We start from the raw sequence: 13759 nt of genomic DNA, 5'->3' as shown, positions 1-13759 counted from the left end.
AAAAACAGCACCATAAGGTGCTGTCTAATGTGTTAGTTCAACTCGACTCAATGAAAAATTGGATGGGTCACACGCCATTTTTTGTCTGGCTATGCCTGCATCCATAAAAACGGAACCGACCGGTTTAAATCCTTGTTGTTGATAATATTCAACACCTTCCAACTCACAAAGCACGTGTACTTGTTGCAGACCCATGTGGGTCGCTTTTGATACCAGTGCCTGTAAGAGTGCACGATAAACTTCTGGTCCACGATAGTCTGGAACAACTGCTATTCTGCCAATTTCTCCTGTTGGGGTGACTCTGCCAGTAGCGATCTCTTGTTTATGTTCGTTCAATACCAAGACGTGGTTCGCACTGTCGTCGTACTGATCAAACTCGCACTCTCTGGGAATGCGCCATTCGTAAACAAATACCTTTTCTCTTAACTTGCTAAGTTTGTGTTTTGCTTTTTCCCAGTCGACGTTCTTTATGGTCAACGTCACTGAAGGATCTCCTAATTGTGTGTTTTTACACAGGGAAAAAAGCCCCTGTAATCACCAGTTTAGACATGAGTTGGTTAAAAAATAAACTATTTTCGTAATTTATTTTCGTGTTTTTATCAATTACATCACATTCCAATAGCTTCTGTAACAAGACGAGTTGTTCATCACTAACTTGAATTAAATGTCCATTTATCCACATATCCCATTGAAAATCATCATCAATTTCATTTTTAAGTAATAGCTTACGAAGTGATAATGAACGTTCCAAAAGCATTCCATTGTCGAGCATTTTTTCGATCTGATTTGGCGAATATTGTTCATTCAATTCAAAGGAATAGTCATTTTGGGTTGGCAGAGCGGTAAAGCATTGTCCGATGAACTGAGCAAAATGTGGTGAATCGATCATTTGTATGAATAATTGTTTAAATTTCTGTATTTCCGTTTGATACATTATTTCTCTAGATTCTCTGGGCAATAAATCAGGATCGCAGTAACGGGAAGTAAATAATCCTTTTTCATCGGCGAAATCCGCAAAACGCCCTAATAATTCTTGTTGTGTTGGTGCACGAAAACCAATCGAATAATTTAGACAAGGTTCTAATGCGATACCATTGTGAGGAAAGCCAGGAGGTATATAAATTAAATCACCGGGTTCCAACACTTCATCAATAATAGGCTCAAAATTGCTAATTTGTCTTAAGCCGCAACACGGGAAAGTTTCTGTATAATCGCCCCTAGAGCCGACCTGCCATCGTCTGCTGCCTTTTCCCTGAACTATGAATACATCGTACTGGTCAAGGTGGGGCCCAACACCAGCCCCCTCATTGGAAAAACTCACCATGACGTCGTCAACTCGCCATGAAGGTACAAAATCGAAGGCATCTAAAAGTGATTTGGCTGCCTCGATGTAATTGTCGACACCCTGTACTAATAAAGTCCATGCCCCTTGGCATACCTCATTAAAATCTTCAAAGGGCCCATGGTGAAGTGACCAATCACCCGAGATCTCTGAAATGATCCTAGAATCAATCCCTTCTTCTTGGGACAATCCAGCAAGCTCGTTTTCGTCGATCGGATCCTGGAAATTCAAAAATGCATTGCGAATAACAACGGGCTTTTTTTGCCAGTGTTCTTCGATAAACGCCTTCTTATGTTTTAACGTTATGTGATACATCGAAAGAAGTTTCTCTATTAAGTTAATCTTTGCGCTGACTGGTCTGGCAACAAGGTGTAGCACCTGCGTTCACCTATGCCTTTATAATGACGAATGCAGGGGGCTGAAAAAGTCAAATGTGTCTTGCAGCGTTCAAAAGTCGTGCTGCATACCTGAATGTGACCGGCGAGTCCTTGGCATTCAATCCGCGAAGCAAGATTAACAGTTTCTCCCCAGACATCGAAAGAAAAGTTGTTTGCCGCAGCAAAGCCAGACAACAATTCACCACTGGCAATGCCTATACGTAATTTTAGATTATCGATCTTGAGTCTTGAAGTAATATTCTCAAATGCGCGCAAAAATTCTTGTGCACCAACACATAACTGCAATGCATGGTTATCATGGTGCTCAAGTACGCCTGAAACCACAATATACTGATCACCATTGGTTTTCACTTTTTGTAAGCCAAATCGCCAAATAATCCGATCAAAATCTGAATAAAATGCATTGAGCATTCTAGACAGGTCGGCTTGACTGGTTTGCAGACAATAGTCGGTGTAATTCTGTATGTCTGCAAATAATATGCTCCCGTCACAACGAGTAACTTCTCCCGACGTAGGTGATTCCGCGGCATATTTCAGCAAAAGCTTTTGTACAAGAGGCGAGGGCAAGGTTTTCGATAACACATTTGAAAGCGTCCAGTGGTGCTGTTTGATCCGGGTTTGTGCCTGCTGTTGATTATAAAATATCAATAGGCTGGCAATGCAAGCAGCAGCAAATAAAAACGTATCGTTGACGACTTTCAGAATCAACTCAAACTGAAAAAGTGAGGCTCCGCCGTTTTCTCTCAGCGCAAGGAATACGTGCAAATAGATATATGCCAGAAAGTAGATGACAAAGTTGCTAACTACCTGTTTTCGTTCCCAGTCATGATACAAAAAGGGACATACGAATAAGCTGATTAGAATAAACGATGGGAATTTTAAATCGATGGGCCAGACTAGAGTTGAGGCACTTACAAAAGCGATAAAAGACAACATCAAGAGGGCTCTAGCCGCTTGATAATGCCCTTTTGCATTACATATCAGCACCGAAACAAGCGCGACTATATGACTGATATTTAATACAAGAGCATAAGAACCCACTAATTGCCAATAGGCAAAAATTATCGGCAATTGAACAACGAGGACCAGGATCACCATAAACGACAACGTATTGGTGATTTTTATTTGGCTGACATTGTCTAAATGATTTTTATCAATTCCTAAAAATGCAACAAATTTTAACGCTTGAACAAACATAGGCAATTCCTTTGCCATCGACAGAGTGTTATCAGCGTAGTCGATTTGAACAATATTTTGTTATTTATTAAGTACGGTTATCGGTCTAGTTTAAATCAAATGCCAATGGCAATAATTCAGCGATGGACACCTGTTTTGTTTTGCCATCTTGCGTGCTGAGAATAACTTGGGTTGCTGACGTTGCAAACTCTTTGATTTTTTGTCGACATCCACCACAGGGTGGACAAAAGTCACTATTTGGGCTGAGGATAAGAATTTTGGTAATTTTAGAGCATCCGTGACCAATCATACTGGCGATTGCGCCAGCTTCCGCGCATTGACCCAAAGGATACGCTGCATTTTCAACATTGCAGCCACTGTAGACGTTACCATCCTCTGCTACTAATGCAGCGCCTACTTTAAAGTTAGAGTAGGGAGCATAGGCATTTTTTTGAACTTTCTGAGCGTTTTGTAGCATTAACGCAATATGTTTTTCCAAAAACTAGATTCCTGAAGATGTAAAAACGGCCGATCAGTTTGCTTTAAAAAGCCATAGTTTGACAAGTAGAAAGTATTTATGGGTTCAAGTTAAATGTTACTTTGTGTGATTTACCTGTCGTTATTCTTTACTTTTTAGGTCAAATAAGCGACCCTGAATGCCTATAGAGGTAGCCATAGTAATGGTATTTGTTGCCAATTTTTCACTTTTTATTGCAAAGTCACTTTTCGATCCAGAGAATCATTTAATCATCATGAAATTTAGTTTAAAACTTTGTGTTTTTATTGCTCTTCTTCCCCTCTATGGATGTACGATTTATTCTAGCTCGGCATTGAATTCCAAAGTAGAAAGTATCCTTATTCCTGAGCCTCAACCAACTAATTTTCGCTCTCAGCTGGCGATCGCACGGTACAACCAGATCTTGGCACAAACCTCTCTTACCAATGAAGAGCGAGCTGAACTTCTGTTTTTGCGGGGTACGCACTATGACAATGTGGGTTTGTCAGGTTTGGCACAGTATGATTTTGGTCAGGCAAAACAGTTAAAACCTGATATGGCCGAGGCTTATAATTCGATTGGCATACATTACACACAACAAATGGATTTCATCGAGGCATACGAGTCATTCGATTCAGCACTAGAAATTAACCCACAAATGGATTTTGCTGTTCTAAATCGAGGTATCGCCCTTTATTACGGCAAACGCACTGATTTAGCTATCGAGGATCTGACGCGTTTTTATCAAAAAGACACGGCCAACCCTTTTGCAGCGCTTTGGTTATATTTGGCCAGTCGGGAAGTCGATCCAGAACAAGCATTAGCACAACTGCGCGCACAGCGAAAATTACTGGAGTCAGGTAACTGGGCAAATCTTATCGTCGATTTTTATCTTGGGAATATTACCCGCAACGCACTTCTTAATGAATTTGTTGTGGGAGTCAAAAATGTTAACGAGCTCAATCAACGAATGTGTGAAGTGTATTTTTATATGGGTAAGCATTATGGCAAACGCGGTCAAAATGGTTTAGCCCTGAACTATTTTAAGATGGTATTGAGCACCAATGTCTACGAGTATGTTGAGCACCGTTATTCTCGCATTGAGATTGATATGTTGCGAAAACAATCTAGAAACAACAGTTAATAACACACACCAATCCGATGACTTCCAGCAAGATACTCTTATTCTTCATCTGTATCTTAGCCTTACAAGCAGATCATTGTTTACATGAGCCTCGATTATTAGCGAGTTATTCCGCTTACGAAAATCCATTGCCTGTCCTGTATGTACCAGCAAAAAATGGCAATGTGAAAGCAGTGCAACTGCTGCTGAGCGAATCGATTTCACGAGAAGATCCCTATTGGCTTACTGTTAGCGCGAATTTAATGTCCAGCGACGCGATTTTTCAACTTGTTGGTAAAGGATTAAACGAGCAAAACCTCAAAAAACTGTTGTTAGTGGCAGCTCAACGAGGACATAGCCCAAGCCAATACGAACTTTCGAAATTTGCTAAAACATCTAGTGGTCAAAAGCGTTGGTTAACTGAGGCCGCGGAGCAGGGACATGTAAAAGCAATTGAAGCGCTTTATGAGTATTATGCTAGTAAGGATCAGGTCGAAAAAACCCAAAGATGGGGTGAATTAGCATCAAAACATTCTCCACAGATAGCAGTGCGTCTAGCAACGCAGGTCTGGAAAAGTGGCGACGAGGCATACGCTAAACAACTGCTGAAAATGGCGCAAGAGCAGGGGCATGTTGAGGCTAGCACTATGTTGAGTCTGATAAAAAAATTCTCGCCATTATCCTCTATTAAAACGAATGATCCCACATCGGCGACTTGCACAATGGCAATACAATTTGTCGCAGCGACGTTACCTGCCATGATCAAAATCGACAAGATTATTGATAGATTTTCCAAAGATAGTCGATTTGATGATTTTCCTGTTTGTTTCAATCCCCCCGTTTGGGTGAATGCTCCGACAATGCAATGTGGAGACGATCCCGCTGTAAGACTGTCTTGTAGTTTGTCGGGGTTGATAGGCATTGCAGGTCAAAGGCCATTTTCGCATGCAGTAGTCGTTGCCGAACATGGGGTGGCAAACGTCCATAATGGCATTATGTATTTGGATGAGAATGATGATTATCAAGTTTTTGTGCACGAATTTGCTCACTTCGCAGGTTTTATTGATGAATATCCAATCAATGAATCAATGGCAGAGAAATTTTGTTCTCGTAACAATGCGCCCAATCTGGTATTTAGTAAAACGGCCCCAAACATTAACGCGACTCAGTTTGCTCCATATATAAATCGATACCCAGGTTTGGCACTGAGCGAGGCTAGAACATGTCAAACAAACGAGTTTCAGGCATTTAAACCGTCTTCGGAATTGACCTTTTTAGAACAACATGAAATTGGCAGAATTCCTGACATCTACCTAGATATTTGGCGAAAAGTTTTGACTGAACGCACATCACTCACTCCAGCCTATGTAAACTTTGCACAATACTTTGACTCATCAGGTCAGCATGCAGAGGCCCAGAAATGGTGGCTCCGATATCATCAATATCGTCAGATTCCTGAGGTATAACCCAACTGAATTGTGATTTAATGCGATGTGTAACAGGCGCTTAGCGTTTGCCGGTGGTCTTACCTATTGGCAATCCGCAGATTTTAGTTAGAATGCTTGCAAATATGTGGAAATGCGCTCAGCAATGAGTGTTTTATGACCCATCCAAGCTTTGTTCAATTGTGCCAAACAATAATAAAAAAAGAGGCTCTGTTTCATGTCAACGACTGTTACTCTCTCGCAGCTGCAAATTGCCTATGAGTTTTTGCCAGATCCTGTCGGATTATTTAATAGTGAAGGCAAATGTGTATATGTCAACCGCGCTTTTACCAACGCATTTGATCTCACATTGGATGAAAAAATACTCACCCCACTGAGTGAAATGTTTGCGCTTTACCAAACAGCCGAAACGGACTGGAAAGATGTGCTCACGCGCGCTGAAAAAGAGCCGTGGCAAGGGTATGTTGGAATCGTTAAAGAAGGGCAAGGTTCTAGCGTCAATCGAATTCAAATAAACGCGATTGCGCAGCAAGGCGAATCACTGTATTTCCTTGCAAAGATAGATATCGTCAACTCAAATGAGCAATCAGAAGAAACCCTTGCACAGTTGGCGTATAAAGATTGTTTAACTGGCTTAGCGAATCGTTCGCTATTTAACCAGTTGTTTGACCATGAAATTAGTCAGTCTCAGCGTCTAAATTTGCGCTTTGCTATATTGTTTATTGATTTAGATAGATTTAAACAAGTTAACGACAACTTAGGTCATGATGTGGGGGATGCATTGCTGTGCACCGTCGCAGAACGTTTACAGAAATCTTTACGTAAGAGTGATGTGGTTGCTCGCCTGGGAGGCGATGAATTTGCAGTCATTATGAACAACATTCGAGACTCTGATACAGTGGCAAAAGTCACTGAAAAGCTGATTCGCGAGATAAAAAAGCCGATAAAAAGTGGTGCGAATATCATGGAGATTGGCTGCAGCGTTGGGATTAGTGTGTACCCTGAAAATGGTGAGCAGGCAGAGCAGTTACTGCAACATGCAGATGCAGCCATGTACCGAGCAAAACACCATGGTGGAAACCATTATTACTATTTTAGCGACGCGTTAAATCAGGAATTGCAAGATATTCGACTGATTGAACAACAATTACATCAAGGGATCGAGCACAAGCAATTTATTCCTTATTTCCAACCCGTAATTGATATTCGAAATAACGCCTTAGTGGGTATCGAATGTTTGGCAAGATGGCACCATCCTAGTCGAGGTGTTTTGGGGGCAATGGAGTTCATTCCAATTGCGATGAAAATCGGCTTACTGCAAGATATTTTTAAGCAAGTTCTATTAAACGCTTTTTCACATCTGGCTTATTGGCGTTCTCATTGTCATCTTGCTGTACCTATGGCCATTAATATTTCTAGTAAACAGTTTTTTCAGCAAGATACCTTTGACCACATTGATACGCTGATGAAAGACAATGCACTTCATGCCGATGCGTTGCGCCTGGAAGTAACCGAAAGCACGTTGCAAGAAAGTGGCAGAAAATTAGTCGACAAGCTTAAAGAAATTAAGACGGCAGGATTTAGCATTACCCTTGATGATTTTGGTACGGGATATTCATCATTACGCTACCTGCAACAACTACCTGTGGATACATTAAAGATCGACCGTTCCTTTGTGCGTAACTTAGACAACAACCCTCATGACAAAGTGATTGTAAAGGCGATAATTCAACTTGCAGACACGCTTGGTATTCAAGCCGTAGCAGAAGGTGTTGAAAATCAGGCTCAAGCGGATTTTTTATCGGCCAACGATTGTCATCTGATGCAAGGTTATCTGTTCAGTGCTCCACTCAATGCAGAGGATTTTTATCAGTATTTGGTGCAATTCACCACTGACGTTGCCTAGCAACTACCGACGTTACTGTCGGTAGCGCCCAGCGTTGCGGAATTAGCTTATTCTACTCGATGGCGTAGTTCATTGACCCACATGGATGTCGCACCGCAAATGGCTACTGGCATGACGAGAAAGTTAACGATTGGGATCATAGAAAATACGCTGACCATGACACCAAATGAAAAGCTTTGTGAACGGCTCTCGGCAAGGGTATTACGCATCGGTTTAAAACCTATTTTGTGATTATCAAACGGATAATCGCAATATTGGATAGCCATCATCCATGCTGAAAACATAAACCACAACACTTGCCCAAAAACCGGAAGCAAGAAAAAAAGGATTAAAAAACCGATCGCTCTGGGGATGTAATATAAGAGCTTTGCTAATTCTCTGCCTAGGGTGCGAGGAATGTCTTTAACAACATCCATAATGCCGCTATCACCCAAACTTTGACCGGTTAGATGCCTCTCCACTTTTTCAGCAAGTAGGCCATTAAACGGCGCTGCGACCCAATTCGCCAGGGTTCCAAAAATCAATGCAAAAACCAAAAGTATGCTAATAACTGCTAGTGGCCAAAGTATAAAAACGATCCCTTGCTTTAACCAGGCAAACCATTCCCAGTCCGGTATTAGGCCGATGATGTATGCAATGCCATCATCAATTTGGCCGACTAAAAAATATAAAGCAATCGAGAATAAAATTAAATTCACAGCAAGAGGAATGAAGACAAATCGTTTTATTCCTTTGGTACGGATCAGGCTAAAGCCTTCAAAAAAATAATTGGCACCACTACTATTTTGCATTCTGATCAATCTTCCTATGGTCATCCCGTTGCACGTGCTCTTGAGGTAGAACACTTATCAATGTTGCAGGGTATAATAACTTTCTGCGGAATCAATACCAATCCCCAATTGTTACACTTCGTGACATTTGATACATTCAACCCACAACAATAATAATGTGTCATTATCACAGCATGCGCTTAAAGAAAATCCGCTTGGCGGGGTTCAAGTCATTTGTCGACCCTACCAATATTCCATTTCCAGACGATATGACCGCAGTAGTCGGTCCGAATGGCTGTGGAAAATCGAATGTAATCGATGCGGTACGTTGGGTGTTGGGTGAAAGCTCTGCAAAAAATCTGCGTGGCGACGCAATGACTGATGTGATTTTTAATGGTTCCTCTGCACGCAAACCCGTCTCACAATGCAGCGTTGAGCTAGTATTTGATAATTCGTCTGGTCGGATCCAAGGTGAATTTGCTAATTATGTCGAATTATCTGTCAAGCGCTTAGTTACCAGAGAAGCGCAATCGACTTATTTTCTCAACGGTACAAAATGTCGCCGACGAGACGTTACCGACCTATTTTTAGGCACAGGCCTTGGTCCAAGAAGCTACGCCATCATCGAACAGGGCATGATTTCGCGCCTAATTGAATCCAAGCCACAAGAGCTGCGAATATTTATCGAAGAGGCCGCTGGTATTTCCAAATACAAAGAGCGGCGCAGAGACACCGAAAATAGGATCCGTCATACCAAGGAAAATCTAGAGCGTCTCGATGACGTGCGAAGTGAATTGGGTCAACAGATAGAAAAGTTACAGCGCCAAGCCAGTGCAGCCAAGAAGTATAAAGAACTCAAGGCAAAAGAGCGTTTACTAAAAGGCCAGCTCAGCGCGATACGTTGGCTGAAACACAGTCAGCATATAGAAGAACTCGAAAATGCGATTGCGCTGCAACAAAACGACATTGAAGCCTTTGTGGCCAAACAACGAGGCGATGAAAAAGGGATCACTGAGTTTCGCGACCAACAGCAGGATCTCAAACAACAAGTAGACAGTTTGCAACAGGATAACTTTTTAGTTGGCACGGAAATCACCAAACTAGAACAGAACCGCTTGCATGCTAAACAACGTGCGACACAAATCGAATCTGAGTTGAGTGATATTCAGTCGAATATTGACGAATCGCTGCATTTTGAGCAGGAAGAAAGTGACAAACTTGCACAATTGTCGACACAATTGCAGCGTTTGGAACCAGAAGCGGAAGCATTCGCAGCACAACTAGAAGACGCACAAGACCGGTTACAAGCCAGTCAAGAGCAACTCAGAGCACATGAAGCACTTTGGCGAGAGCACGATCAAGACTTTCAACAAACTAAACAACAAGCACAAAGATGTCATAGCCAAATTCAAGCAACGATGAATATGCAAATGCGCACGCAACAACGCATAGGAGAATTGCAGACAGAGCAAAATGAGTTGGAGCATGATTTGCTCGCACAACAAATTGAAAGTCTGCAGCACCAGGTTGCACAATCAAAAGGCCGGCACAAGCATGCAGATGAACGTGTAGAGCAAATTGAAACACAGTTAAAACAATCTCAGGAGCAAGAAAAAGACTTTCAAGAACAATTGTTTGAACTCAATGGACAAATACTATCCCTGAACGCACAAAAATCAGCATTGCAAAGTTTACAGCAAGAAAGTCAATCAAATCAAAATCTTACCGAATCGCTAGAGGCATTAAATATTCCTTTTGAGGCAATGTGGAAGCAACTCGAGGTCGAAAGTGGTTGGGAGCGAGCGGTTGAAACGGTAGTGAATGAATGGCAAGAAGCAATATGGCCACAAGGGGAGGTCAGGATCAACGACTTACCTCTGGATTGTGCTGGAAAGTTGCTGATTCAAAATCGCCTATCTACTCAAAAAATTGAAAACACCCTCTCGTCAAAGATACACAATCACGCTTTTCCACATTGGTTATCTGACATTTTGATTGCGCAAGATGTCGATTCGGCACTACAGATTCTGGATAATTTGCAACCCCATCAAAGTATTGTCACTCAGTGTGGTAAACGCTTTGGGATCGATTGGGTGGACTTTGGCGATAATGATGCACCTGAAGGTTTAATCGAGCGCGCTGCCAGAATATCAGCGCTAGACAAGCAGATCGAGTCACTCAAGGAGCAACAAAAATCGCCTTTAGAGCTCAAGATATCTCAGTGCGCATCGAGTTCCGAGCAATTGCAAGGGCGTTTGAACACGGCAACTAGCGATTTCAAACAAGCGGAACAGGCATTAACTCAGCAACAAAATCAGCTCAATTTACTGGAAATGCAACATCAACAAACCTTGATCAGACAGACGCGGATCAGTGAAGAGCTTAGTCGGCAACAACAGTTATTGGAAGACGAAAAAATCCAATCGGAACAACTGGCCGAACAGGTGCAACAATTAGAATTGCAGCTTGAAGACATGTCTGGCAAGCAGGTAGAGCTCGAATCAGGCAAGTCTCAATTATTGGACAGTGAGCAACACTGTCGTCATCAATTAGAACACTTAACTTCTCAGTCTCATCAACTCGCTCTAACGATTCAAGAAATCAAAAGTCAGCATAGTGGCGGACTGGAAGCTCATAAGCGTACGCGCCAGATGCTTGAGACCTTACAAAAGCGCCAAATTCAATTGCAACAAGAATCCAGTGTTATCAGTCAGCCTTTTGAGGAACAACAGCAGCAGTTAGAAACGTTATTGGCCAGGCGACTGGAAATTGAGCAGCAACAACAAATGTTAAGCGATCAATTGGCCGAGGTAGACAGCAAACTTGCCAGTGCGGAAAAAGGACAACATGGGATTATTGAAAAAATTCAGCAAATGCGCGCTGAATTGGAGAGCAAAAAATTAGAATGTGAAGGGTATCGGGTTCGCGCCAATAGTACCTTAGAACAACTCGAGGAAATTAATGAATCGCTTAAGACGATTCTTGAAGGATTGCCAGAAGAAACTGACGAAAAGCAGTGGCAACAATCATTAGAGCGAACTCAAGCATCGGTTTCTAGGTTAGGCGCCGTCAATCTTGCTGCAGTAGAGGAATACGAAATCCAAGCTAAACGCAAACATCATTTAGACGAGCAAAACGACGACTTGGTATCGGCTTTAGAAACACTTGAGTCGGCTATTCGAAAAATCGATAAAGAGACTCGGACCCGATTTAAAACCACGTATGACAAAGTAAATGCAGACTTAAAAGAATTGTTTCCTAAAGTGTTCGGTGGCGGGGCGGCTTATTTGGAACTAACGGGTGAAGATTTACTCGAAACAGGTGTGACGATCATGGCTCGGCCGCCTGGAAAGAAAAATAGTACAATACATCTTCTTTCCGGTGGAGAAAAAGCGCTAACCGCTTTATCATTGGTGTTTGCAATTTTTAGACTGAATCCTGCACCCTTTTGCTTACTCGATGAAGTCGATGCACCATTGGATGATGCCAATGTGGGTCGCTTTTGTAAGTTGGTGTCTGAAATGTCAAAATCAGTGCAATTTATTTATATCACCCATAACAAAATCGCGATGGAAATGGCGAAGCATTTAACCGGCGTGACAATGGCCGAACCTGGCGTTTCACGGATGGTTGCTGTTGATGTAGAAGAGGCTGTCGCTATTGCGCAGGCATAATAATTTAGGGTAGAAAAAGTCAAATGGATACATTACGACTAGCATTTTTAGTCATTGGCGCCGTCGCGATTGTCGGCATTTTAGTCCACGGTATGTGGAGTGTACGTAAAAACGCTAAAGACAATCGAGAGGCTCGCCTCGAGACATCTGACTGGCAAGATGACTTTAATGATGCTGATGAGTTTGATGAAGACGTCATCGTTATTGATCCTCAGGCGTCTGAGGAGAAAGTTGAGCCAAGTTTGACGGAAAATAGTTTCGACGATTTGGGGCTAGGTGCGGTCCGAGTCGTAAATAGCGAAAAACCATCAGAAAACCAAACCCGGCCAGTTGATGTACAGAGTGACTCTGAACCTGCACGTGAAGAAGTGGTATCAAAAACTCATACGGATTTTTCCCAAGACGCTGCGCAAATTGCTGAAGAAAAATCCGAAGTTGAGGTGCAGCCTAAAATTTATTCATCGGTTGTCACTCAACCCAAACCTGAATATGCCGCGCAACAAGTACAAGCGATGCGCAGTAAAGCAACAGCCGCAAATGTTGCTGAAATGAATGACATACCTGAGCCTCCCCCGTTTTTACTCAAAACAGCCGAATCGGGCGAAGCCGTCGTAGTAGAGCAGAGCACACACACCACTTCTCTTGACGCCAAACAACTCGACAAACAAGAGCCGAAGAGCAAAGAAACTCCACATAGAGACGAGCGCAACGATCAACAACCAAAAGAGGCAATAGCGTCAAGCGAAGCAGAAAATGAGCCTAAAGTCAGTCTCGCAGAACAAGCTAGAAATTTTGTCAAACGCTCAAAAGCAGAGGGTAAGCCGCGCAAAAGACGCGAGCCAAAAATTCGTGAAGATCAGATGCGTATCGATTTCGATGAACCGATGGAACCAGATGCAGAGCCAGAAAAAGCTGCAGCCAAGACGACAAATGTAGAAGTTGACCAAGCAGCTACTGCCGAAGCGCCAGAGCAAGAAGTTCTGATTTTAAACGTAAAGGCAGCAGATGATGCACCCATTCAAGGTGCTGCGCTGCTTCCAATGTTGTTAACCTTGGGCTTTAAATTTGGTGATCAAGATATTTTTCATCGACACGTAAATAGCAACGGTAAGGGACCTGTGTTATTCAGTCTGGCAAATATGTTTAAGCCAGGGGTTTTTGATATTGATAATTTGGAAAATTTTAACACCATGGGCGTGTCATTATTCATGATGTTGCCTATAGAAGGTGATCCGCATCAAGTATTCAATATGATGCACAACGCTGCGAGAAAGATCGCAGATGAATTCTCTGCGCAAGTTTTGGATGGTCGGCGCAGCGCGCTAACTAAACAAAGTTTGCAACAATATGTTGAGAAAATAAGAGAATTCGAACGAAAACGTATGCTTGTGAAATAACCTTGTTGCAGTGCTGCTTTGAATCGGCTCTC

The 13759-nt window shown here is 42.4% G+C and carries 10 protein-coding genes; 5 read left to right on the top strand and 5 right to left on the bottom strand.

What is annotated here, in order from left to right:
• Nucleotides 1-24: 24 nt before the first annotated feature.
• The 4 genes from FM019_RS15960 to cdd all read right to left on the bottom strand — a co-directional run bounded on the left by FM019_RS15960 (nt 25) and on the right by cdd (nt 3394).
• On the bottom strand, nt 25-483 hold the full coding sequence (locus FM019_RS15960; protein ID WP_143836950.1) for a GNAT family N-acetyltransferase: 459 nt from the start codon (nt 481-483) through the stop codon (nt 25-27).
• Between the two features lie 25 nt (nt 484-508).
• Nucleotides 509-1657: a cupin domain-containing protein gene (locus tag FM019_RS15955; protein ID WP_221934388.1), complete on the bottom strand. Its 1149-nt coding sequence runs from the start codon at nt 1655-1657 to the stop codon at nt 509-511.
• Nucleotides 1658-1674: 17 nt separating this feature from the next.
• Nucleotides 1675-2937 carry an adenylate/guanylate cyclase domain-containing protein gene (locus tag FM019_RS15950; protein WP_185969314.1) on the bottom strand — a complete coding sequence of 421 codons (1263 nt, stop codon included), beginning with the start codon at nt 2935-2937 and terminating at the stop codon, nt 1675-1677.
• An 85-nt stretch (nt 2938-3022) separates the two neighbouring features.
• Nucleotides 3023-3394, bottom strand: coding sequence for a cytidine deaminase (gene cdd, locus FM019_RS15945; RefSeq protein ID WP_143837034.1), 372 nt, complete (start codon nt 3392-3394; stop codon nt 3023-3025).
• 274 nt (nt 3395-3668) lie between these two features.
• Between cdd and nlpI the strand changes: the two genes are divergently transcribed.
• From nlpI to FM019_RS15930, 3 genes are all read left to right on the top strand, one after another.
• Nucleotides 3669-4556 (top strand): lipoprotein NlpI, encoded by an 888-nt coding sequence (gene nlpI, locus FM019_RS15940; protein ID WP_185969319.1) that lies wholly within the window; start codon nt 3669-3671, stop codon nt 4554-4556.
• A 128-nt stretch (nt 4557-4684) separates the two neighbouring features.
• On the top strand, nt 4685-6001 hold the full coding sequence (locus tag FM019_RS15935; RefSeq protein ID WP_143836948.1) for a sel1 repeat family protein: 1317 nt from the start codon (nt 4685-4687) through the stop codon (nt 5999-6001).
• 196 nt (nt 6002-6197) lie between these two features.
• Nucleotides 6198-7886: a putative bifunctional diguanylate cyclase/phosphodiesterase gene (locus FM019_RS15930; RefSeq protein WP_143836947.1), complete on the top strand. Its 1689-nt coding sequence runs from the start codon at nt 6198-6200 to the stop codon at nt 7884-7886.
• A gap of 47 nt (nt 7887-7933) precedes the next feature.
• Here FM019_RS15930 and cysZ read toward each other — a convergent pair whose 3' ends face one another.
• Nucleotides 7934-8677, bottom strand: a complete 744-nt coding sequence (gene cysZ, locus FM019_RS15925) for a sulfate transporter CysZ (protein WP_143836946.1) — start codon at nt 8675-8677, stop codon at nt 7934-7936.
• 173 nt (nt 8678-8850) lie between these two features.
• Between cysZ and smc the strand changes: the two genes are divergently transcribed.
• Together smc and zipA are read left to right on the top strand one after the other, a co-directional pair.
• The gene (smc, locus tag FM019_RS15920; RefSeq protein ID WP_143836945.1) at nt 8851-12330 is read left to right on the top strand and encodes a chromosome segregation protein SMC; all 3480 of its coding nucleotides are present in this window, start codon (nt 8851-8853) and stop codon (nt 12328-12330) included.
• A gap of 23 nt (nt 12331-12353) precedes the next feature.
• A complete protein-coding gene (zipA, locus tag FM019_RS15915) occupies nt 12354-13727 on the top strand; it encodes a cell division protein ZipA (protein WP_143836944.1) in 1374 nt (457 codons plus the stop codon).
• Nucleotides 13728-13759: the final 32 nt, after the last annotated feature.

This window comes from Aliiglaciecola sp. M165 (assembly GCF_007197995.1).
Taxonomy (GTDB): domain Bacteria; phylum Pseudomonadota; class Gammaproteobacteria; order Enterobacterales; family Alteromonadaceae; genus Aliiglaciecola.
Note: the sequence above shows the minus strand (reverse complement) of the source record. Positions and strands in the feature narration are given on the sequence as shown.

Coding starts and splice junctions, on each gene's coding strand:
- FM019_RS15955 (WP_221934388.1), bottom strand. CDS start 1,657: ATGTATCACATAACGTTAAAACATAAGAAGGCGTTTATCGAAGAACAC.
- FM019_RS15950 (WP_185969314.1), bottom strand. CDS start 2,937: ATGTTTGTTCAAGCGTTAAAATTTGTTGCATTTTTAGGAATTGATAAA.
- cdd (WP_143837034.1), bottom strand. CDS start 3,394: ATGCTACAAAACGCTCAGAAAGTTCAAAAAAATGCCTATGCTCCCTAC.
- nlpI (WP_185969319.1), top strand. CDS start 3,669: ATGAAATTTAGTTTAAAACTTTGTGTTTTTATTGCTCTTCTTCCCCTC.
- FM019_RS15930 (WP_143836947.1), top strand. CDS start 6,198: ATGTCAACGACTGTTACTCTCTCGCAGCTGCAAATTGCCTATGAGTTT.
- cysZ (WP_143836946.1), bottom strand. CDS start 8,677: ATGCAAAATAGTAGTGGTGCCAATTATTTTTTTGAAGGCTTTAGCCTG.
- smc (WP_143836945.1), top strand. CDS start 8,851: ATGCGCTTAAAGAAAATCCGCTTGGCGGGGTTCAAGTCATTTGTCGAC.
- zipA (WP_143836944.1), top strand. CDS start 12,354: ATGGATACATTACGACTAGCATTTTTAGTCATTGGCGCCGTCGCGATT.